This is a genomic window from Nonomuraea glycinis (genome assembly GCF_035920485.1).
GTDB lineage: Bacteria > Actinomycetota > Actinomycetes > Streptosporangiales > Streptosporangiaceae > Nonomuraea > Nonomuraea glycinis.
Genome location: NZ_CP109166.1, coordinates 3,735,492 through 3,756,511, shown reverse-complemented (window position 1 = coordinate 3,756,511; position 21,020 = coordinate 3,735,492). Strand labels below are relative to the sequence as shown.

Below are 21,020 nucleotides of genomic sequence, written 5' to 3'. Positions count from 1 at the left end.
CGCGATCTTTTCTCGGGGCCGGGGCTGGATCATAGTGATAGTCATGCACACCGCCACTGAGCTCCTGTTGACGCAGTTCCTCACGCAGGTCAGGCCGGTCGTGCCGCTGGTGGCGCTGTGGGCGCACGGGTCGCTGGCCAAGGGCGACTACCAGCCCGGCCGCAGCGACCTCGATCTGATCGCGGTGGTCGACGCGCCGCTCACGGACGCGCAGCGGGACGGGCTCGAGCGGCTGCACCAGGATCTCGATCCACCGCTCGCCGCGCACCTGCACTGCTCCTACCTGCCCCTGGGGCAGTTGGCCGAGCACGGGACGACGCATGTGACGTGGGCCATGGAGGAGCTGTTCGAGCGGCCCGTCACGGCCGTGACCCGCCGCGAGCTGCTGACGGGCGCCCTGGAGCTGTACGGCGAACCGCCCGGCGAGCTGATCCCGCCGGTCTCGGATCAGGAGCTGGCCGACTTCGTCCGGGCCGACCTGCGTGACTTCTGGCTGGTGAAGACGGAAGGGCGCAAGCGGTGGCTGCGGGAGGTGTGGGTGGATCTGGGCATGGTGACGGTCGCGCGGGCGACGGTGACGTTGCGGGACGGGCGGCTGATCAGCAAGCGGGAGGCGCTGGACGTGCTGGGTGCGCCCGAGGTCGTGGTGGCCGACATCCGGGCCCGGCGCTACGGGCAGCGTGGGCCGGTGCTGAGCAGGTTCCGGCGGGGGAAGCTGGCTCGGGCCTTCGTCAGGAGCACGATCCGGAGCGTCCTGGCCCCGCACTAGTCTTTGATACGAAATATCACCCAATCTGGGGGAAGGTCGTACATGGGGGAAATCAGGGAGTCGTACCTGGTCGCCGCGGCGTCGGCGGTGGCACTGCTGCGCGACCCCGCCGTGGCCGCGGCCTGGAACAAGCCGAGCGCGCTGACCGAGTTCAGTGTCGCGGGCCTGGCCGGGCACCTGTCGCTGCAGCTCGCCAGGGTGCGCCAGGCGCTGGAGTCGGCGGCCGAGGAGATTCGGGAGCCGATCGAGCTGATCGAGCACTTCTCCCGGTCCGCCTGGGTGCAGTCGGGCCTCGACCACGAGAGCAACGTGAACGTCAGGCGAGGCGGCGAGGCGGCCGCCGCCGAGGGCCCCGCCACCCTGGTCGCCACGGCCGACGACCTGCTGGCGAACCTGCGGGCCATGCTGCCCGCCGAGCCCGCGGACAGGGTCGTCGACCTGCCCTGGGCGAGCTGGTCGCTGCGGCTGGACGACTTCCTGCTCACCCGGCTGATCGAGCTGGTCGTGCACTCCGACGACCTGGCCGCCAGCGCCGGCGTGGTAACGCCCGAGCTGCCCGCCGAGGTCGTCGACCCGGTCGTGGAGATGCTGGCGCGGCTGGCCGTACAGCGTCATGGGGCGACGGCGGTCGTCCGCGCCCTGAGCCGCGCCGAGCGGGCCCCGGCCACCATAAGCGCCTTCTAGCGTCCGCCACACCCCGGCTGGAACTTTCCGCCGGGGCGGCGGCGCCTCAGCTGAAGAGCTTGTCGACGGAGTCCACCAGGGCGGCCCGCTGCAACCACCTCTCCAGCGTGGCGGTGTCGGTGCACCCGAGGATGCGCTCGCGGTCGGACTCCGACAGGGTCAGCCCTCGAGACTCCAGCACCAGGAGCACACCCTTCGCTTCGCCCTCGGCAATCAGGCTCTGAGCGTACTTTCCCTGGTAGAGGTAGGTATCGGTGGCCATAAGACGCTCCATTTCTTCCTGCGCATCTCCGGTCAACGCCACGGTGACATACTCAGCGTACCTGTGGGCTTTCTCCGGATCGATGCTGTCCAGTGCCTCGACCAGCGTGGCGAGGATGGCCTTGATCTGCGGATCCTTGCTGTGCGTGATGGCCGCGACGGCGGCCAGCCCGATGTTGCCTATCGCCTCGGCGACCTCCATGATGACCGGGGTGTTATCGGGCCCGATCACCAGCGGGTACAACGTGTGCCCGGGATGACCCGTCTCGATGGCCTGAGCAGCCCAGCGGGCGGTCGCCCGGTCGGGGCAGATGACTACCAGGCAGGCCTGGCAGCGGTCCCGTACACGCAGGTTGGCGAGGTAGGCCGGCCACGTCAAATGCTTGTCGTCGTCCGGCTGGAGCTGAACTTCGGTGATGACCGCGAATTTTACGCCTCGTGCGCCGTAGAGCACCGCGGCGTCGGCCCGGTAGACCGATGGGCTGCATTCTGACAGGTCGGGGGAGATGATCCTCGCGTCGGAGGTGTGGGTAAGAGGGAGTCCGAACAGCGTGCGCAGCATCCGCGCCGTCTCTTCGGTATCGAGCGTGGTGATCCCGATAAGCCCCTCGTGCAGGGCGGTAACCATGAACGAGATATTACTCTGTGAATCTGTTCAGATACTAACAGTCACTAAATTCCATGAGGATTTTTTGCGGAATGAAGCGTTCTGTTCTGGTAGAGTAAGAGCAGAACGTTCCGTTCCGTGCTTTTGAAGGAGTTCTCATGACCATTCTCGTCACCGGAGCCACCGGGACCGTCGGCCGGCTCATCGTCGAGGAGCTCGTCCAGGCGGGGCAGCGGGTGCGTGCCATGACCAGGAACCCCGCCAAGGCCGACCTGCCCGAGGGCGTCGAGGTCGTGGAGGGGGATCTGGCCCGACCCGAGACGCTCTCGGCCGCCTTCGACGGCGTCGACGCCGCGCACCTCATCAACTTCGCCGGCGACGACTACGCGCCCCTTCAGTACGGCGACCGGATCGCTGAGCTGGCGGCGGGGGCCGGCGTGCGGCGGGTGACCGTGCTCGGTGGGCGGGCCGACGGGCCGCTGGAGCAGGCGCTGGCCGCCACCGGCATGGAGTGGACGCTGCTGCACCCGGTCGAGTTCATGGCCAACACGCTGCAGTGGTGGACCCACTCCGTCAGGGCCGAAGGGGTCGTCAAGGAGCCGTTCGGCGACCGGCTGAGCGCCATGGTGCACGAGCGGGACATCGCCGCCGTGGCCGCCACGGTGCTGGTCCAGGGCGGCCACCACGGCGAGTCGCTGACGCTGACCGGGCCGGAGGCGGTGGCCACCCGCGACAAGGTGCGCATGCTCGGTGCGGCCGTCGGCACGGAGATCCGGTTCGTGGAGCTCACCCGGGAAGAGGCGCGGGCCCAGTGGCAGCTGGCCGGCATGGGCCCGGAGACCATCGAGTTCCTCTTCGAGGCGCTCGGCAACACGCCCAAGGAGGGCTACACGGTGGTCCCGACCGTCGAGCAGGTCACCGGCCGGGCACCGCGCGGCTTCGCCCAGTGGGCCGCCGAGCACGCCGAGGCGTTTCAGCCGGTGGCGTCCGCGTAGTGGCAGGCCGCCTGGGACAGGGCGGAGGCGGGCAGGATGTCGAGCAGCTCTCCCCTGCATCTGGCGTCCACGCCCGCCTCGGCGGCCTTGCCCGAGGCGAGGATCTGGCAGCGGGCGTGGAAGCGGCAGCCGCCCGGGATCCGGGTCGGGTCCGGCGGCTCACCGGTCAGCACCACCCGTTCGGGCGACTCGGGCAGCACCGACAGCAGGGCCTGCGTGTACGGGTGCCGGGGCGCGGTGAGCACCTGCTCCACGGGCCCCGACTCGACGATCCGGCCCAGATACATGACCGCCACCCGGTCGGCGATGTTCCAGGCCAGGCCCAGGTCGTGGGTGACGACCAGCGCGGACAGGCCGAGGTCGTCGCGCAGCTTGAGCATCAGGGCCAGGATCTCGCCGCGCACCGAGGCGTCCAGTGAGGCCACCGGCTCGTCGGCGACCAGCACCTTCGGGTTCAGCGCGAGCGCGCCGGCGATCACCACGCGCTGCCGCTGACCGCCGGACAGCTCGTGCGGGTAGCGCAGCAGGAACCGCTCGGGCGGCCGCAGCCCCGCCCTGGCCAGCGCCGAGTTCACCACCTCGGCCTCGTCGGGCATGCGGTGGATGCGCGGGCCTTCGGCCACCGCCTCGTAGACGGTCTGGCGGGGGTTGAGCGAGCCCGTCGGGTCCTGGAGGACGAGCTGCACCTGCCTGCGGTAGGCCTTGAGCGCCTTGGAGCCGTACTTGAGCGGCTGCCCGCCGTACCGGACCTCGCCTGAGGTGGGGCGTTCCAGGCCGAGCAGCGTGCGCGCCAGCGTCGTCTTGCCGCAGCCGGACTCGCCGACCAGCGCCACGATCTCGCCCGCGCCGAGCGAGAGGTTGACGCCGTCGACCGCGCGGGCGCGACGCCCGCGCGAGGTGAACTCGACGTGCAGGTCGCGCGCCTCCAGCAGGGTGCTGCTCACCGTCGCCACGGGGTCCGCCGTCCGCGTCTCGGTCGTCTCGGTCATGACGCCTCCTCTTTCGACCGTACGTGTACGCATGCGGCGGCGCGGCGGTCACCGGCGGGCCACAGTTCGACGTTCAGCGTCGAGCACTCCTCCAGCGCGACCGGGCAGCGCGGGTGGAACGGGCACCCGGCCGGCAGGTGCATGGGGTCGGGCGGATCGCCGCCGAGCCCCTTGGGCGCCAGCCGCGAGACCGGGTCGCCCACGGTGGGGAAGGCCGCCGCCAGCGCCTTGCTGTAGGGGTGCCTGGCGTCGTGGAACACCTCCAGCGACGGGCCGTGCTCGACCAGCCGTCCGGCGTACATGACGGCGAGCCGGTCGCAGACGTCGGCCAGCACGGACAGGTCGTGCGAGATCATGATCAGCGAGATGCCGTGCTCGGCGACCAGGTCCTTGATCAGCGTCAGCACCTGGGCCTGGACCATCACGTCGAGCGCGGTGGTCGGCTCGTCGGCGATGATGAGCTTGGGCGAGCAGGCCAGCGCCATCGCGATCATCACGCGCTGACGCTGCCCGCCGGACAGCTCGTGCGGATAGCTGCGGGCCCGCCAGGCGGGCAGGCCCACCTGCTCCAGCAGCTCGGCCACGCGCTTGGCCGCCTCGTCGGGCTTGGCCAGGCCGTGCACCAGAATCGGCTCGGCGATCTGGTCACCGATCCGTTGCACCGCGTTGAGCCCGTGCTGGGCGCCCTGGAACACGATCGAGGCCTCGGCCCAGCGGACGGCCCGCAGCCGGCCCCACTTCATGGTCAGGATGTCCTCGCCGTCGAGCAGGATCCGGCCGCCGACGCGCGCGTCGCGCGGCAGCAGCCGCAGCAGCGCCATGGCCAGCGTCGACTTGCCGGAGCCCGACTCGCCGGCGACCCCGAGCGCCGCCCCGCTGTCCAGCGAGAGCGACACGCCTCGCACGGCGGGCACCTCGCCCGCCGCGATCCGGTACGTCACCGAGACGTCGTCCAGTTCGAGCAGAGTCATGCTCCCGCCTTCCGCAGTCGCGGGTTGAGCACGGCCTCCAGCGCCCGGCCGAACAGCGTGAACGCCATCACGACCGCGACGATGCACAGACCCGGGATCAGGATGTACCACCAGGCGCCGTTGTTGGCCGCGCCCCAGTCGTAGGAGCCGCGCAGCATGGTGCCCCAGGAGGTCTTGTTCGCGCTCACGCCGAGGAAGGCCAGTGTGGACTCGGTGACCATGGCGCTGGCGACCTCCAGCGTGGTGCTGGCCAGCAGCAGCGGCGCCACGTTCGGCAGCACGTGCCGGGTGGTGACGTGCCAGTGGCCGGCGCCGAGCGCCTTCGACCGTTCGATGTACGGCCTGGCTTCCACCGCGAGGGTCTGCGCCCTGATCAGCCGGGCGGTCGTCGGCCAGGTGGTGATGCCGATGGCCATGATGATGGTGAACGTACTGCCGCCCAGGATGGCCGCCAGCACCAGCGCCGTGATGAGCGAGGGCAGCACCAGGAACCAGTCGGTGACGCGCAGGATGACGGCGCCGATCCAGCCTCTGAAGTGCCCGGCGGCGATGCCGAGCACGGTGCCGATCAGCATGCTGACCAGTGCGGCGAGGAAGCCGATGAGCAGCGAGGTGCGTGACCCCCACCAGACCATCAGCAGGATGGACCGCCCCGACTCGTCGGTGCCGAACGGGTAGCCCCAGCTCGGCGGCGCCATCACGGGGCCGGTGCCGCGCACCACGCCGGTGACGCTCTCGTCGATGAACAGCGGCGCGACCAGGGCCGCCGCGACGGCGAACACGAGGATGCCCAGGCCGATCACGCCGGGCCGCTGCCCGCGGAAGGTGTCCCAGAAGCGCCCGAGCGCCATGCGCCTGCGGGTCCAGGTGACGCTCATGCCGACCTCACCCGGGGGTCGAGGACGTGGTAGACCACGTCGGCCAGCGTGTTCATCAGGATCACCGACACCGCGATCAGCATGAACGTGCCCTGCATGAGGGTGAAGTCCGGCACTCTGATCGCCTCGTAGAAGAGCTGGCCGAGTCCGGGCCAGCTGAAGACGGCCTCGACGGTGACCGCGCCGCCGACGACGAAGCCGATGCGCATGAAGACCAGCGTCACCGTGGGCAGCAGCGCGTTGGGCACGGCGTGGCGCTTGCGTACCTCGTCGTCGCGCAGGCCCTTGGCCCGCGCGGTGGTGATGTAGTCCTGCCCCACCTCGTCCAGCAGCGACGAGCGCATCACCAGCAGGTATTGGGCGTAGAGCACGCCGACCATGGCGATGCAGGGCAGCACCATGTGGTGGGCCACGTCGAGGACGTAGCCGAAGCCGTCGGGGGCGTCCACGTCCTGGATGCCCCGCGACGGGAACCACTGGAACCAGGAGCTGAACACCAGGAGCAGCAGCAGGCCGAGCCAGAACGTCGGCACCGACCAGAGGACCAGCGAGGTGCCGGTGGAGAACCTGTCGAACCTGCTCCCGTGCCGCCAGCCGGCCCGCATGCCCTGCCACAGGCCCAGGCTGACCGCGATGACCAGGCTCGTCCCGGCGAGCAGCAGGGTCGCGCCGACCCGGTCGCCGATGAGGTCGAGGACCGGCCGCTTGTACTCGTAGGAGGCGCCGAGGTCGAACCGGAGCGTCTGGCCGACGAAGTTCAGGAACTGGTCGAACAGCGGCAGGTCCAGGCCGAGCCGGTGCCGCTCCAGGTCGAGCTGCTCGGGCGTCATGTTGCGGCCCTGGGCCAGGTTGCGCACCGGATCGCCGGGCAGCAGCCGGAACAGGAAGAACGTCCCGATGATCACCATGCCGATGCTGAGCAGCGCCCCGCCGGCCTTCGACAGCGCGTAGCGCAGGGTGCCGAGCCGGGCAGGGCCCGCCGCCGCCTGGGCGGCGGCGGGCTCAGCCGTTTCGAGCGGTGCTGTCATTCGCGGTCGTCCGCGACGCTCTTACGCCGCCTCATCAGGAAGAATCCGGCCAGGCCGAGGACCACTACGCCGCCGACCACGCCGGCGATGAGGCCGGTGTTGGAGCCGCCCTCGGCGGACGCGGAGGAGGACTGCTCCACGGCCTCAAGGGAGTAGAACGGCCAGAAGCTGCTGCCGCCGTAGAGGATGCCGTCGGCCTCCGGGATCGAGGTGATGGACTTGATCCGGTCCTTGCGGTAGCCCTCGAGGTCGTTCGGGTAGTAGATGGCGATCACCGGGGCGTCGGTGTAGAGACGCTCCTGCATCTGCTTGATCAGCTCGGCGCGCTTGGGCCGGTCGAGCTCCTTGAGCTGCTCCTTGTAGAGCTTCTCGAAGGTGTCGTCGCAGTAGAAGGACTCGGTGCCGCCGCCCTCGCCGGCCGGGGTGGGCCTGCGGCTGCACAGGTGCGTCGCGAGGACCTCCTCCGGGTCGGGGTTGACCGACCAGCCGCTGATGGCGATGTCGAACAGACCGGTGACGCCGGTCTCCTCGGAGAACTTGCTGGGTTCGACCTTCTTGGTGGTCAGCGTGATGCCGATCTCCTTGAAGAACCCGGCGAGATACTCGCCCAGCTTGTCCTCGATGGGGGTGTCGGTGTGGATGCTGAAGCGGAACTCCAGCTTCTTGTCCCCGTCCGGCATCGTACGGACGCCGTCGGCGCCCTTCTTGTAGCCGGCGTCGTCAAGGATCTTGTTGGCCTTGGCCACGTCGTAGCCGACCTTGGTGTCGCCGCTCGCCTCCCAGAAGAAGTCGGTGTACATCGGCGGCACGATCGAGCCGTCGGCCGGCTTGGCCAGGCCGTTCTGCACCTCGTCGACCAGCTTCTGCTTGTCGATGGCGTAGTGCAGCGCCTGGCGCACCTTCGGGTCCTTCAGCGCCGGGTGGCCGTCGCCGACGGGCTTGTCGTCGGTGGTGGTGGCGCCGTGGTTGATCTGCAGGTAGGCGGCGCGGCGGCCCTGCTTGTTCCACTGGACGATGTTCGCGTCGCCCTGGAGCGCCTGGAAGTCCGGCGGGTTGAGCCGGCCGATCAGGTCGATCTCGCCGTTCTTCAGGCCGATGATCGAGGCGGCCGGGTTGTCGTAGAAGACGACCTGCAGCTCGTCGATCTTGGGCGCGCCCCGCCAGTAGCCGGGGTTCGCCTTCAGCTTCACGAACTGGTCCTTCTGGTGCTCCACCGCGATGTACGGGCCGCTGGTCACGGCCGGGTACTCGTCACCGGTGAAGTCGGCCAGGTTGGTGACCTTCTCCCAGACATGCTTGGGCATGATCGGGATCGGGTTGTCCAGCATGGACGCCTGCGGGGCCTTGAGCTTGATGGTCAGCTCCTGGCCGCTGGCCGTGACGGTCTCGAAGTTCTCGACGGCCGGGCCGTTCGCGGTCTTGGCCGCGTCATCCGTCATGATCTTGTTGAACGTCCACGCGGCGTCCTCGGCCGTGACCGGCTGCCCGTCGGACCACTTGGTCTCGCGGATCTTGAACGTCCAGGTGAGCCCGTCGTCGGACGTGGTCCACGACTCGGCGAGGTCGGGACTGGGCTGCAGCGTCTTGGAGTCGGGGACCGTGAGGAAGCCGTACATCCAGCGGTGGATCGAGGTCGAGACCAGGCGGACGGCGAGGAACGGGTTCATCGAGTCGACGGCCTGGGTCGCCCCGACCCGGACGATCTTCTTCCCCGCCGAGGGACTCTGCGCGAGGGCCAACTGCCCCTGACCTGCCACTAAAAGCGCGACGCCCAGCGCAGCCAGACGTACGAGCCATTTCCTCATGATGCCTCACTTCAGGCGGGGGTATCTGTGTAGAGCACGGCACACCATAGGAACACCGCATGTCAACGAGTGACGGAGAATTGTTTCATCTTCGTATCTTTGTGCGGTGTAAATTTTCAGCGGCTCTCGTACACCTTGCCCTGATCCACCCGGAGCCGGCGGTCCACCCGCACCGCGTCGAGCATGCGGCGGTCGTGCGTGACGAGCAGCAAGGTGCCCGGATAGTTAGCCAGCGCCGACTCCAACTGCTCGATGGCGGGCAGGTCCAGATGGTTCGTCGGCTCGTCGAGCACCAGCAGATTGACGCCCCTGGCCTGCAGCAACGCCAGCGCGGCCCGGGTGCGCTCGCCGGGCGAGAGGGTGGCGGCCGAGCGCAGCACGTGCGCGGCCTTGAGGCCGAACTTGGCCAGCAGCGTCCGCGCCTCGGCCGGCGGCAGGTCGGGCACGTGCGGGGCGAACGCGTCGAGCAGCCCCTCCTCCCCCTCGAACAGTCGGCGGGCCTGGTCCACCTCACCCACCACCACGCCGGGGCCGAGCGCGGCGTGCCCCTCGTCGAGCGGCGTGCGCCCCAGCAGGGCGGCCAGCAGCGTCGTCTTGCCCGAGCCGTTGGCCCCGGTGATCGCCACCCGCTCCGCCCAGCCGATCTCCAGGTCGACCGGGCCGAGCGTGAACGAGCCCCGCCTGACCACCGCGCCGCGCGCCGTGGCCGTCACCGCGCCGGATCTGGGCGCGGCGGCGATCTCCATCCGCAGCTCCCACTCCTTGCGCGGCTCCTCGACCGTCTCCAGCCGCTCGATCATCTTCTCGGTCTGACGGGCCTTGGCCGCCTGCTTCTCCGTGGTCTCCACGCGGGCGTTGCGGCCGATCTTGTCGTTGTCGGGGGCCTTGCGCCGGGCGTTCTTGACGCCCTTCTCCATCCACGCCCGCTGGGTCCTGGCCCGGGTCTCCAACTGGGCGCGGGTGCCGGCGTACTCTTCGTACTGCTCCCTGGCATGCCTCCTGGCCACCTCCCGCTCGTCCAGGTAGGCCTGGTAGCCGCCGCCGTACAGACTGATCTGCTGCTGCGCCAGGTCCAGCTCCAGCACCTTGGTGACGGTCCTGGCCAGGAACTCCCGGTCGTGGCTGACCAGCACGGTGCCGGCCCGCAGGCCCTTGACGAAGCCCTCCAGCCGCTCCAGCCCGTCGAGGTCCAGGTCGTTGGTGGGCTCGTCGAGCAGGAACAGGTCATAGCGGCTGAGCAGCAGCGAGGCCAGCCCGGCCCGCGCCGCCTGGCCGCCGGACAGCGAGGTCATCGGCTGCTCCAGGCTGACCGACAGCCCGATCGCGGCCGCCCGCTCCTCCAGGTCCGCGCCGCCCAGCGACAGCCATCGCTCCAGCGCCACGCTGTAGACGTCGTCGGCCCCCGGCGTCTCCTCGACCAGCCCCTGCGTGGCGGCGTCGAGGTCGAGCTGCGCCTGCGCCACGCCGGTGCGCCGGGCGAGGAACTCCGCCACCGTCTCACCCGGCCTGCGGTCGGGCTCCTGCGGCAGGTGGCCGACGGTGGCCGTGGGCGGGCTGAGCTGGATCGAGCCGTGCTCGGGCCGGTCGATGCCGGCCAGCAGGCGCAGCAGCGTGGACTTGCCCGCGCCGTTGGCTCCGACGAGCCCGATGACGTCGCCGGGGCTCACCACCAGATCCAGTCCGGAGAACAGCACCCGCTCCCCGTGCCCGGCCGCGAGGTCCCGTACCACCATGGTCGCGCTCATGTTCGCCGATGCTACTAGGGTGAGCGAGATGTCCCGTTTGCCTGTTGCGCTGGCCGCTGTCCTCACCATCGCGGCCGGTCTCGGGATCCGGCTGCTCTGGGACGGCCCGTTCGCCAAGTACGCCGGCGACGCGCTCTACACGGTCCTGATCTACCTGCTGCTCGTGCTGGCCTGGCCGGCGATCCGCCCCTGGGTGGCGGCGCTGACCTCGGCCGGGCTGAGCTGGGCGATCGAGTTCGCCCAGCTCGGCGACATCCCCGCCGTCCTGCGCCCGCTGCTGGGCAGCACGTTCAACCCGCCCGACCTCCTCTGGTACGCCGTCGGCGCGGCCCTCGCCTGCGCCGGGCACACGCGCGCCTCGGGGCGGCTCGAAACTCGTCCGTAACTCCTTGCTCGCGCGGACGAAAAGGTCTAGATGTAGACCAAAGAGCGTCCTCCACGCCCCCCCAGGGAGTACGTCGTATGAGCACAACAGAAGAGGATTCCAGGCGGCTCGCCGAGCTCGGCTACAAGCAGGAATTAGCCAGGACCTGGAGCGGTTTCTCCAACTTCGCGATCTCCTTCTCCATCATCTCGATCCTCGCCGGCTGTTTCACCACCTTCGGACAGGCCTGGAACAACGGCGGCCCCATCGCCATCTCCTGGGGCTGGCCGCTGATCTCGGCGTTCATCCTGATCATCGGTTTCTGCATGTCGGAGCTGGTCTCCGCCTACCCGACCGCCGGCGGCATCTACTGGTGGGCCGCCAAGATGGGCAAGCCGATCCACGGCTGGTTCACCGGCTGGCTCAACCTCATCGGCCTCATCGCGGTCACCGCCTCCGTCGACTACGGCTGCGCGACCTTCCTCAACATCACCCTGTCCCGGCTGACCAGCGGGGCCTGGGAAGGCACGCTCTCCCAGGCGTTCCTGCTCTTCGTCATCGTGCTCACCCTGCACGCGCTGATCAACATCTTCAGCCACCGGCTCATCTCACTGCTGCAGAACGTCTCGGTCTGGTGGCACGTGGCCGGTGCGACGGTCATCGTCGGCATCCTGATCTTCGCCCCTGCCGAGCACCAGTCGCTCGGCTTCGTCTTCACCGAGACCATCAACAACTCCGGCTTCGGCAACGGCGACGGCGGCCTGCCCTTCTGGCTGTACGTGCTGCCGCTCGGCTTCCTGCTCACCCAGTACACGATCACCGGCTTCGACGCCTGCGCGCACGTGTCGGAGGAGACCCAGGGCGCGTCCACGGCCGCCGCCCGGGGCCTGTGGCAGTCGATCTTCTACTCGGCGATCGGCGGCTGGATCCTGCTGCTGGCGTTCCTGTTCGCGGCCACCAACGTCGAGGAGATCAACAACCAGGGCGGCTTCGTCGGCGCCATCTTCACCACGGCGCTCTCCTCGCCGCTGGCCACCGCCATCTTCGCCATCTCCACGATCGGCCAGTTCTTCTGCGGCATGAGCTGCGTGACCTCCATGTCCCGGATGACGTACGCCTTCTCCCGCGACGGCGCGGTGCCCGGCTGGCGGCTGTGGTCCAAGGTGGACCGCAACCGCACCCCGGTCAACGCCATCCTCGCGGGCTGCGCGGTGGCCGCCCTGATCACCCTGCCCGCCCTCTACGCCCCTCCCGGCCTGGCCACCCCGATCGCCTTCTACGCCGTCGTCTCCATCGCGGTCATCGGCCTCTACCTGGCTTTCCTGATCCCCATCTGGCTCCGGCTACGGATGGGCGACCGCTTCGAGCCCGGCCCCTGGACGCTCGGCCCCCGCTACAAGGTGCTGGGCTGGATCGCCTGCATCGAGATCGCCATCGTCTGCGTCTACTTCGTCATGCCGTTCTCCCCCGCCGGCGTCCCCGGCAACGAGGACTTCGACTGGACCTTCGTTAACTACGCGCCGATCGCGGTCGGCGTGGTGCTCATCGGCATCACCCTGTGGTGGGCCCTGTCAGCCAGACACTGGTTCACCGGCCCCCGCCGCACCGTCGACGACGACTGACAGCCATCAGCGGGTACGGCTCCCCTGGCCGTACCCGCTCAGGTCAGGACGCCTCGAAGGAGGCCGCGACGGCGGTGCGGACCTCGTCCATCGAGGTGGTGCCCAGCTCGCGCTGGAGTGAGGTCATGTCCACGTCCGGCATGCCGCAGGCGACCGCCCAGTGCCAGGGCTCCAGCTCGCCGTCGACGTTGAGGGCGAAGCCGTGGCTGGTGACGCCGCGGCTCTGCCGCATGCCGATGGAGATGACCTTGCGGCCGGTCTCGGTCGTCCAGACGCCGGTGAGCAGTTCGGAGCCCGGCGGGGTGTCGCGGCGCTCGGCGGGCAGGCCGAGCGCGCCGAGCGCGGCCACCAGCCGGAGCTCCACCTCGCGGACGTAGTCGACGATGCCCTGGTCCTCACCCAGCTTGACGATGAGGTAGCCGACGAGCTGGCCGGGGCCGTGGTAGGTGAGCTGGCCGCCACGGCCGGTCTCGATCACCGGGATGCCGCGCGACGGATCGGGCAGGTGCGCCATCGGCGTGCGGCGGCCCACCGTGTAGACCGACGGATGGCTGAGCAGCCAGAGCGTGTCCGGCCGCTCGTCGCGCTGGCGCTCGCCGACGAGGTCGGCCATGCGCTCCATCGCCTTGTCGTAGTCGACGAGCTCGTCCTGGATCAGTGTCAGCGGCCTTGCCCTCATGGCTTAGAGGATAAGCCGCTCAGTATTTCTGCGGCTCCTCGGGGACGAGGATCCACATGACGGCGTACACGACCCACATCGGACCGGGGAAGAGCGAGAGGATCAGCCAGAGGATGCGGACGAGGGTCGGCGGCATGCCCGTCTTGTCGGCGATCCCGCCGCAGACGCCGGCGAGCATCCTGTGCTTCCGTGAGCGGTACATATCGTTTCCTCCGTGTGGTTGCTGCCTTCTACCTGTCCAACGGACGGCCTCACCGCCGGTATCCCGCTAGGAGCCCTGAGAAAACCCTGTAAGGGTCAGCCACTCACTCGCCCGCGCCAGATGTTCGCTGGTCAGCCCCCGTGCGGCCGGTACGTGCACGAGCAGGAAGTCCGTCAAACCCTGATGGGCCCTGAGATAGTCGTCGTCCTCTTGGTAGACCTGGTCGTCGAACCACACGAACGGCCTGCGCCCGACGTGGTCGGCCACGTAGCGGGTCTTGAACATCTCGCCGTGCTCGCTGCTCCGGTCCCGCCCCAGGGCGACCACCGGCAGGCGCGGCAGGCCGAGCCGGGGCGCGATCCACTCGTTGGCGTGCTCCTCCCAGGTGGTCGCCCAGACCAGCTCGGCCCCGGTGCGCAGGGCGAGCTCCAGCAGCCGGGGCCCGTGCCGGGGGTTGAGGTGCACGGTGTAGGCGTGGCCGTCCACGGTGCACTGGTAGCGCCTGAAGTCCGGGGTGGGAGGGTGGCCGGTGGGGTTGAGCACCCCGTCGACGTCCAGTAGCACCAGGGGTTTCACCGCACCGCTCCGACCCGGTGTTTGTGCGGGCTCACACCGCGCACACGCTTGAAGGCGGCGCTCAGCGCGAACGGGCTGCCGTAGCCGACCTTCCTGGCGACCGAGCCTATCGTCTCGTCCGGTTCGCGTAGAAGGTCGGCGGCCAGGGCAAGTCGCCAGTCGGTCAGGAAGGCCATCGGCGGCTCCCCCACCAGCTCGGTGAACCGCCGGGCCAGCGACGCACGCGAGACCCCGACCTGGGCGGCCAGCGAGGCGACGGTCCACGGGTGGGCGGGGTTGTTGTGCATGAGCCGCATGGCCTTGCCCACGACGGGATCGCTGCGCGCCCGATACCAGGCGGGCGCCTCGTGGGTGGCGAACCACGAGCGCAGCGTCGAGATGAGCAGCAGGTCGAGCAGCCGGTCCAGCACCGCCTCCTGGCCCGGCTCGTCCTTGACCACCTCGGCGCCGAGCAGCTCGGCGGGCGTCCCGCCGGGCTGCACCAGCAGCGGCGGCAGCGCCTCCAGCAGCCGCTTGCTGATCTCCCCTTCCATCTGGTAAACGCCGGTGATCAGTATCGTGCCGCCGTCGGGAGCGTTGCCCCAGGTGCGCACCCCCAGGCTCATCTCCTCATAGAGGGACCGCCCGTCCAGGGTGGTGCAGTGCTGGCCGGGGTGGATGATCACCTGCGGCGGGGTGGCGGGGCGATCCGCCACCTTGTACGGCTCCGGCCCGCGAATGACGGCCACCTCGCCGGGGCTCAGGGACACCTCGTCGCCGTTCTGCCGGACGATCCAGGCCGAGCCGCGCACCAGGGTCATCACGGTGAGCGGGGCCTCGTCCTGGATGCTCAGCGACCAGGGCGGATCGAGGAGGATGCGGAGGAGGAACGCGCCACGGGCTCGCGGCCCGTCCAGTAACGCCGCCAAGTGGTCCATGCCTTTAGACGATCGCATATGCCTTTGCGCTTCTCAACCATGGATCGTCTCAGGGCAGCGGCCGCTTAATAGAGGCATGACCATCCTGGTAGTGGGCGCCACCGGCAAGACCGGCCGCCGCATCGTGGACAGACTGACCGCTCTCGGCCTGCCGGTCCGGGCCGGCTCCCGCTCGGGCACCCCGTCCTTCGACTGGAAGGACCGGGCCACCTGGGCGGCCGCACTCCGCGACGTACAGTCCGTCTATATCTCCTACTATCCCGACATCGTGGTCGACGGCGCGCTCGACGACATCCGGGCCTTCACCGAGCAGGCCGTGGCGGCGGGCGTCCGCCGGCTGGTCCTGCTCTCCGGCAGGAACGAGGCGCAGGCGCAGGCCGCCGAGCGCGTCGTGCAGGAGTCCGGCGTGGAGTGGACGGTCGTCACCTGCTCCTGGTTCATGCAGAACTTCACCGAGGGCTACCTCCTCGACCCGGTCCGGGAGGGGGTCATCGCGCTGCCGGCCCGGGACGTGGCCGAGCCGTTCGTCGACGTGGACGACATCGCCGACGTGGCGGTGGCCGCGCTCACCGAGGACGGCCACACCGGCCGGATCTACGAGCTCACCGGCCCGAGGCTGCTGACGTTCGCCGAGGTGGCGGCCGAGCTGTCCAAAGCGACCGGCCGGGAGATCGTCTACGTTCCGCTCAGCATCGAGGAGTACGCCGCGGGGGCGGCCGAGCTCGGGCTGCCCGAGGCGGACATCGACATGCTGACCACGCTGTTCGCCGAGGTGCTCGACGGCCGCAACGCCTACCCGGCCGACGGCGTCCAGCAGGCCCTGGGCAGGCCGGCGCGGGATTTCGCCGACTACGCCCGGGCCAACGCCGCCGCGTGGTCGTAGCCCCCGGATGGCCACGATCCTCATGAGATGAATTTTCATGATCTATCGGGTGAACATCCCCTGACCTGCCCAGCGACGGCTCGCAGGCGGGTCACCAGGAGGCTCAGCTTCCGCTAGCCTCACCTCGTTCACTCCGCTGGTTCCTGGGAAGGTACGCACGTGATCGGCTGGATGGAAGCGGTGGTGCTGGGGCTGCTGCAGGGGCTCACGGAGTTCCTGCCGATCTCCTCGAGCGCGCACATCCGCGTGGTCTCGGCATTCCTCGGCTGGCCGGATCCGGGGGCCGCCTTCACCGCCGTCATCCAGCTCGGCACCGAGACGGCCGTCCTGATCTACTTCAGGCGGGAGATCTGGGAGATCGTCTCCACCTGGACCCGCTCCCTTTACACCCCCGCCCTGCGCTCCCTGCACGCCGCGCGGATGGGCTGGTACGTCATCGTCGGCAGCATCCCCATCGGCGTGCTCGGTCTGCTGCTGAAGGACCAGATCGAGTCCCCCTTCCGGGACCTGCGCCTGGTGGGGACCACGCTGATCGTCTTCGGGCTCATCCTCTGGTTCGCCGACCACACCGCCCGTAACAAGCTCACGCTGGTCAAGCACCTGAGCCTGCCGCACGCCCTGGTGTACGGCTTCGCCCAGTCACTCGCCCTCATCCCGGGCGTCTCGCGCTCGGGCGGCACCATCACCGCCGGCCTGCTGCTGGACTACCGGCGCGAGGACGCGGCCAAATACTCCTTCCTGCTGGCCATCCCGGCCGTGCTGGCCTCGGGGTTCCTGGAGCTCACCGAGATCGGCGGAAAAGCGGCGCCCGCCTGGGGACCGACGATCCTGGCCACGGTGATCTCCTTCGTGGTCGGCTACGCGGCCGTGGCGTGGTTCCTGCGCTACATCAGCAGCCACCGCTTCACCGGCTTCGTGATCTACCGCGTCCTTCTGGGGCTGTTCGTCATCCTGGCCGTGACCCTCGGCTGGATCCCCGCCCAGGCGTGACACCTCCGACCGGTAGGTGACCAGGGTGAACAGCACCGCCACCACGCCGATGCCGGTGGCGAGCACGATCACGCCCACCCGCCCCCACCCGCCGAAGGCCAGCCCGCCCATGAGGCCGGCGACCACGATCCCGGTGTACTGGGCGGAGGACAGCAGCCCGAGTCCGATGGGCACGTTATCCGGCAGCACGGAGACGAGCCTGTACTGCTGCGCGGGCGCGACCAGCCAGCCCAGCGCGCCCCAGAGGAACGCCCACACCAGCGCCACGGGCAGCGCGAGGCCGACCAGCGGGATGATCGCCACGAACACGGTGGACCCGATCAGTGCGAGCAGCACCATCCGGCGTGGCCCGTAGGCGTCGGTGAGCCGGCCGCCGACCTGGTTACCGACGATGGCGCCCACTCCCCACGCCCACAGCAGGGCGGCCAGCGGCAGATCGAACAGCGAGCCGATGTAGACGTACGCGGCGAACGCGGAGCCGAACATGAGCAACTGGGTCCCCAGCACCGCGAGCACCCGCCGGTCGCCCAGCGGCGCGAACCTCTCCGCCAGCCGGCCCGTGGTCGCGGCGACCCTGACCTCGGGCACCAGGGCCATGATCCCGGCGAAGCCGAGCGCGCCCAGCCCGGCCACCAGCCACATCGTGGCCCGCCAGCCGGACACGCCGCCCAGCCAGGTGCCGAGCGGCACGCCGAGGGCCGACGACACGCTCACCCCGCCCAGGACCAGCGCCAGCGCCCGCCCGCGACGCTCCGGGGCGACCAGGGCCGTGGCCACGCCCGAAGCGGTCGGGGTGAACATGGCCGCTCCGGCCGCGGAGATCACCCGGGCGGCCAGGACGAGCGGGTAGGTCGGCGCGAGCGCCGTCAGCACGTTGCCGAACATGAAGACGCCCAGGGCGACGAGCAGCAGCCTCCTGCGCGACATCCTGGCGGTCATGGCGGCGAGCACCGGCGACAGCAGGGCGTAGGCCAGGGCGAAGACGGTCATCAGCTGCCCGGCGGCCGCCGTGGAGACGTTCAGGTCACTGGAGACGGGGGGCAGCAGCCCGGCGGTGACGAACATCCCGGTGCCGACGGCGAAGTTGCCCACCGCCAGTGGGTAGAGCCGGCGATTCACGGTTCCTCCGAAAGTTGCATGAGTATCAAACTGACGCATAGTTGGATGCTTGTCAAACAATGGATCCGGGTAGGGTTCGGGCATGCTTTTCCATCCGGCCACCGAGGACATCCAGCTCACGGAGGTCCTGCGGGCCCTGTCGGACCCCGTACGCCTGGAGATCGTCACCCTGCTGACCACGGCCGGGGAGCTGACCTGTGGCGACGCGAGTGTCCGGCTGAGCGTGCACAAGTCCACCGCCTCGCACCACTTCCGCATCCTGCGGGAGGCGGGCGTCGTCCGCACGACGCCGAAAGGCCGGCTCAAGCTCCTGAGCGTGCGCCACGACGACCTCGAAGCCCGCTTCCCCGGCCTCCTCGGCTCCGTCGTCTCGGCGGTCTCGGCTACACATGCCGCCTGACCGTCCTGACCGGCCTGGCGTGCCGTCTGGTGTGCTGCCGATCCGCCACGTTCTGCCCGAGTTGCTGGACGTGTTGCAGCGGGCCGGCAGCGCCGTGCTGACGGCCCCGCCCGGCACCGGCAAGACCACCGTCGTCCCGCTCGCGCTGGCGGAGACCGGCCTGCGCGTCCTGGTCGCCGAGCCGCGACGCCTCGCGGTGCGCGCCGCCGCCCGGCGCATGGGCGTCAGCTACACCATCCGCGGCGAGCGCCACGTCGGCGCGAACCCGATGGTCGAGGTCGTCACCACCGGCGTGCTCCTGCAGCGCCTCCAGCGGGACCAGGAGTTGCCGGGAGTGGACGTCGTCATGCTCGACGAGTGTCACGAACGCCACCTGGACGCCGACACGGCGCTCGCGTTCCTCCTGGACGTCCGCGACACCCTCCGCCCCGACCTGCGCCTCATCGCCACCTCCGCCACCGCCGACGCCGCCCCCTGGGCCCGCCTGCTCGGCCGCGACGCCCAGGACGCGCCGATCGTCCGGGCCACCGGCACCACCCATCCCGTCGAGATCGTGTGGGCCCCGCCACCGCGCCCCGTCGCCCCACCGCACGGCCTGCGCGTCGACCCCGCCCTGCTGTCGCACGTCGCCCACGTGGTACGGCGAGCGCTGGTAGAACGAGACGGCGATGTGCTCTGCTTCCTGCCGGGCGTGGCCGAGATCTCCAGGGTCGCCGGCATGCTCAACGGCGTCCCCGACCCCCGACCCGCTGCCGGTCCTCAGAACGCGCACGGCTCACCGGATGTCCACCGCCCTCAAGGTGGCCACGGCCCTCAGGACGTCCCGAGCGGCCAGGGCATCGAGGTGCTGCAGGTCCACGGGCAGGCCCCGGCCCGCGTCCAGGACGCCGTGCTGGCGCCGGGGGCGGTCCGCAGGGTGGTGCTGGCCACGTCGGTGGCCGAGTCGAGCCTGACCGTCCCCGGCGTGCGCGTAGTGGTGGACGCGGGCCTGGCCAGGGAGCCGCGCACCGACCACGCGCGCGGCCTCGGCTCGCTGACCACCGTCAGGGTGTCCAAGTCCTCCGCCGACCAGCGGGCCGGACGGGCCGGCCGCGAGGCCCCCGGCGCCGTCTACCGCTGCTGGACGGCCGCCGAGCACGAGCGACTGGCCGACCATCCCCGCCCGGAGATCGCGCTGGCCGACCTGACCGCCTTCGCCCTCCAGACGGCCTGCTGGGGCTCCCCGGACGCCACCGGCCTGGCCCTGCTCGACCCACCCCCGCCCGCCGCCATGTCCGCGGCGCTCAGCACCCTCCAGACGCTCAACGCGTTCGACGCGGGCAGGGTGACCTCACGCGGGCGCCGGATGGCCGTGGCAGGCGTCGAGCCCCGGCTGGCCAGAGCGCTGATCGACCTCGGCCCGCGCGCCGCCGAGGTGATCGCCCTGCTGTCGGAGCAACTGCCCCGCGAGATGGGCGACGACCTGGTGGAGGTCTGGCGCGCGGCCCGCCGCGGCAACGACGCCTTCACCGCCCGCTGGCGCAGGGAGGCCAGACGGCTGACGCGCTCCGGGGACGGCCCGCGTACGAGCACGAGACTCAGTGACGACGAGCTGGCCGGGGTCGCGGTCGCGCTCGCCTTCCCCGAGCGGGTGGCCCGGCGGCGGGGCGGCGGCTATTTGATGGCCTCCGGCACCGAGGCGCAGCTCAAGGAGAGCTCGAAGCTCGCCACCGCGCAGTGGCTGGCCGTCGCGGTCGCCGACCGGCCCACCGGCTCGGCCTCGGCGCGCATCCGCCAGGCGGTGGCCATCGACGAAGAAATCGCCCGGCAGGCACACCAGGTGACGACCGAGGAGGAGATCGCCTGGAAGGTGCCACCCGGCGGCCGGCGCGGTGACGTGGCCGCCCGGGTGGTCGAGCGACTCGGCGCGATCGAGCTGTCCTCCACGCCGCTGCCCGGCGCCGACGTGCGGGAAGCCTTGCTGTACGGGCTGCGTACGGAGAACGTACTGACCTGGACGAAACAGGCGCAGGCGGTACGCGACCGGCTGGCGTTCTGTCATCGGGCCGTCGGGGCGCCGTGGCCGGACATGGACCGCCTCGCCGACCTGGCCGACCAGTGGCTGGAGCCGGAGCTGTCCAGGGCGCGCAGGCGGGCCGACCTGGAGCGCATCGACGTGGCGGCGGCGCTGCACCGGCTGGTGCCGTGGAGTCAGCGCCTGGACGCGGTGGCACCGGAGCGGGTCGAGGTGCCGACCGGGTCCCGGGTACGCCTGGACTATTCGGGCGAGCAGCCGGTGCTCGCGGTGAAGCTGCAGGAGCTGTTCGGCTGGGAGGACACGCCGCGCATCGCGGGCGTTCCGCTGCTGATCCACCTGCTGTCCCCGGCCGGACGGCCGGTCGCGGTGACGGCGGATCTGGCGTCGTTCTGGCGGGAGGGCTACCGTGCGGTCCGGGCGGAGCTGCGCGGCCGCTACCCCAGACACCCCTGGCCCGAAGACCCACTCACCGCAAGCCCGACCAGCCGGGTGAAACGCAAGACCTGATGACGCCGGGTG

At 70.3% G+C, this 21,020-nt stretch carries 20 protein-coding genes and 1 pseudogene; 9 read left to right on the top strand and 12 right to left on the bottom strand.

From position 1 onward, the window contains the following. Positions 1 to 43 precede the first annotated feature (43 nt). Both OHA68_RS17780 and OHA68_RS17775 read left to right on the top strand, forming a co-directional pair. Positions 44 to 769 (top strand): nucleotidyltransferase domain-containing protein, encoded by a 726-nt coding sequence (locus tag OHA68_RS17780; RefSeq protein ID WP_327108647.1) that lies wholly within the window; start codon positions 44 to 46, stop codon positions 767 to 769. 42 nt (positions 770 to 811) lie between these two features. Then, positions 812 to 1,453, top strand: coding sequence for a maleylpyruvate isomerase N-terminal domain-containing protein (locus OHA68_RS17775; RefSeq protein ID WP_327108646.1), 642 nt, complete (start codon positions 812 to 814; stop codon positions 1,451 to 1,453). A 46-nt stretch (positions 1,454 to 1,499) separates the two neighbouring features. Here OHA68_RS17775 and OHA68_RS17770 read toward each other — a convergent pair whose 3' ends face one another. Next, complete coding sequence (locus OHA68_RS17770) at positions 1,500 to 2,342, bottom strand: hypothetical protein (protein WP_327108645.1); 843 nt, start codon at positions 2,340 to 2,342, stop codon at positions 1,500 to 1,502. A 137-nt stretch (positions 2,343 to 2,479) separates the two neighbouring features. Here OHA68_RS17770 and OHA68_RS17765 point away from each other — a divergent pair, with 137 nt between their 5' ends. Beyond that, positions 2,480 to 3,316 carry an NAD(P)H-binding protein gene (locus OHA68_RS17765; protein WP_327108644.1) on the top strand — a complete coding sequence of 279 codons (837 nt, stop codon included), beginning with the start codon at positions 2,480 to 2,482 and terminating at the stop codon, positions 3,314 to 3,316. On the opposite strand, the gene OHA68_RS17760 is transcribed toward OHA68_RS17765, so the two are convergent. From OHA68_RS17760 to OHA68_RS17735, 6 genes are all read right to left on the bottom strand, one after another. Then, on the bottom strand, positions 3,295 to 4,305 hold the full coding sequence (locus tag OHA68_RS17760; protein WP_189144317.1) for an ABC transporter ATP-binding protein: 1,011 nt from the start codon (positions 4,303 to 4,305) through the stop codon (positions 3,295 to 3,297). The two genes, OHA68_RS17765 and OHA68_RS17760, sit on opposite strands and share 22 nt — an antisense overlap. After that, complete coding sequence (locus OHA68_RS17755) at positions 4,302 to 5,276, bottom strand: ABC transporter ATP-binding protein (protein ID WP_327108643.1); 975 nt, start codon at positions 5,274 to 5,276, stop codon at positions 4,302 to 4,304. The genes OHA68_RS17760 and OHA68_RS17755 overlap by 4 nt, the downstream gene beginning before the upstream one ends. Then, positions 5,273 to 6,154 carry an ABC transporter permease gene (locus OHA68_RS17750; RefSeq protein ID WP_327108642.1) on the bottom strand — a complete coding sequence of 294 codons (882 nt, stop codon included), beginning with the start codon at positions 6,152 to 6,154 and terminating at the stop codon, positions 5,273 to 5,275. Before OHA68_RS17750 ends, OHA68_RS17755 begins: the two co-directional genes overlap by 4 nt. Beyond that, positions 6,151 to 7,182, bottom strand: a complete 1,032-nt coding sequence (locus OHA68_RS17745) for an ABC transporter permease (RefSeq protein WP_327108641.1) — start codon at positions 7,180 to 7,182, stop codon at positions 6,151 to 6,153. The genes OHA68_RS17750 and OHA68_RS17745 overlap by 4 nt, the downstream gene beginning before the upstream one ends. After that, positions 7,179 to 8,987, bottom strand: coding sequence for an ABC transporter substrate-binding protein (locus OHA68_RS17740; protein ID WP_327108640.1), 1,809 nt, complete (start codon positions 8,985 to 8,987; stop codon positions 7,179 to 7,181). The genes OHA68_RS17745 and OHA68_RS17740 overlap by 4 nt, the downstream gene beginning before the upstream one ends. Before the next feature lie 116 nt (positions 8,988 to 9,103). Next, complete coding sequence (locus OHA68_RS17735) at positions 9,104 to 10,732, bottom strand: ABC-F family ATP-binding cassette domain-containing protein (protein ID WP_327108639.1); 1,629 nt, start codon at positions 10,730 to 10,732, stop codon at positions 9,104 to 9,106. A gap of 28 nt (positions 10,733 to 10,760) precedes the next feature. On the opposite strand from OHA68_RS17735, the gene OHA68_RS17730 reads away from it, so the two are divergent. Both OHA68_RS17730 and OHA68_RS17725 read left to right on the top strand, forming a co-directional pair. Further along, a complete protein-coding gene (locus OHA68_RS17730; RefSeq protein WP_327108638.1) occupies positions 10,761 to 11,117 on the top strand; it encodes a ribosomal maturation YjgA family protein in 357 nt (118 codons plus the stop codon). A gap of 77 nt (positions 11,118 to 11,194) precedes the next feature. Beyond that, entirely contained in the window at positions 11,195 to 12,718 is a 1,524-nt protein-coding gene (locus OHA68_RS17725) for an amino acid permease (protein WP_327108637.1), read from the top strand. 43 nt (positions 12,719 to 12,761) lie between these two features. On the opposite strand, the gene lipB is transcribed toward OHA68_RS17725, so the two are convergent. The 4 genes from lipB to OHA68_RS17705 form a co-directional block, all read right to left on the bottom strand. Next, positions 12,762 to 13,397, bottom strand: a complete 636-nt coding sequence (gene lipB, locus OHA68_RS17720) for a lipoyl(octanoyl) transferase LipB (protein WP_327108636.1) — start codon at positions 13,395 to 13,397, stop codon at positions 12,762 to 12,764. Positions 13,398 to 13,416: 19 nt separating this feature from the next. Then, entirely contained in the window at positions 13,417 to 13,599 is a 183-nt protein-coding gene (locus OHA68_RS17715) for a PspC domain-containing protein (protein WP_189144327.1), read from the bottom strand. Positions 13,600 to 13,665: 66 nt separating this feature from the next. Further along, a complete protein-coding gene (locus OHA68_RS17710; RefSeq protein WP_327108635.1) occupies positions 13,666 to 14,175 on the bottom strand; it encodes an HAD domain-containing protein in 510 nt (169 codons plus the stop codon). Then, entirely contained in the window at positions 14,172 to 15,092 is a 921-nt protein-coding gene (locus OHA68_RS17705; RefSeq protein ID WP_327108634.1) for an AraC family transcriptional regulator, read from the bottom strand. The genes OHA68_RS17710 and OHA68_RS17705 overlap by 4 nt, the downstream gene beginning before the upstream one ends. 76 nt (positions 15,093 to 15,168) lie before the next feature. On the opposite strand from OHA68_RS17705, the gene OHA68_RS17700 reads away from it, so the two are divergent. Beyond that, positions 15,169 to 15,975: an NmrA family NAD(P)-binding protein gene (locus OHA68_RS17700; protein WP_327108633.1), complete on the top strand. Its 807-nt coding sequence runs from the start codon at positions 15,169 to 15,171 to the stop codon at positions 15,973 to 15,975. A 159-nt stretch (positions 15,976 to 16,134) separates the two neighbouring features. Further along, positions 16,135 to 16,965 carry an undecaprenyl-diphosphate phosphatase gene (locus tag OHA68_RS17695; protein ID WP_327108632.1) on the top strand — a complete coding sequence of 277 codons (831 nt, stop codon included), beginning with the start codon at positions 16,135 to 16,137 and terminating at the stop codon, positions 16,963 to 16,965. 54 nt (positions 16,966 to 17,019) lie between these two features. On the opposite strand, the pseudogene OHA68_RS17690 reads toward OHA68_RS17695, so the two are convergent. Further along, positions 17,020 to 18,123, bottom strand: a pseudogene (locus OHA68_RS17690) (MFS transporter); the annotation flags it as partial. A gap of 43 nt (positions 18,124 to 18,166) precedes the next feature. Between OHA68_RS17690 and OHA68_RS17685 the strand changes: the two are divergent. Then, positions 18,167 to 18,484, top strand: a complete 318-nt coding sequence (locus OHA68_RS17685; RefSeq protein WP_327108631.1) for an ArsR/SmtB family transcription factor — start codon at positions 18,167 to 18,169, stop codon at positions 18,482 to 18,484. Next, positions 18,474 to 21,008, top strand: coding sequence for an ATP-dependent RNA helicase (locus OHA68_RS17680; RefSeq protein ID WP_407674453.1), 2,535 nt, complete (start codon positions 18,474 to 18,476; stop codon positions 21,006 to 21,008). The genes OHA68_RS17685 and OHA68_RS17680 overlap by 11 nt, the downstream gene beginning before the upstream one ends. Positions 21,009 to 21,020 lie beyond the last annotated feature (12 nt).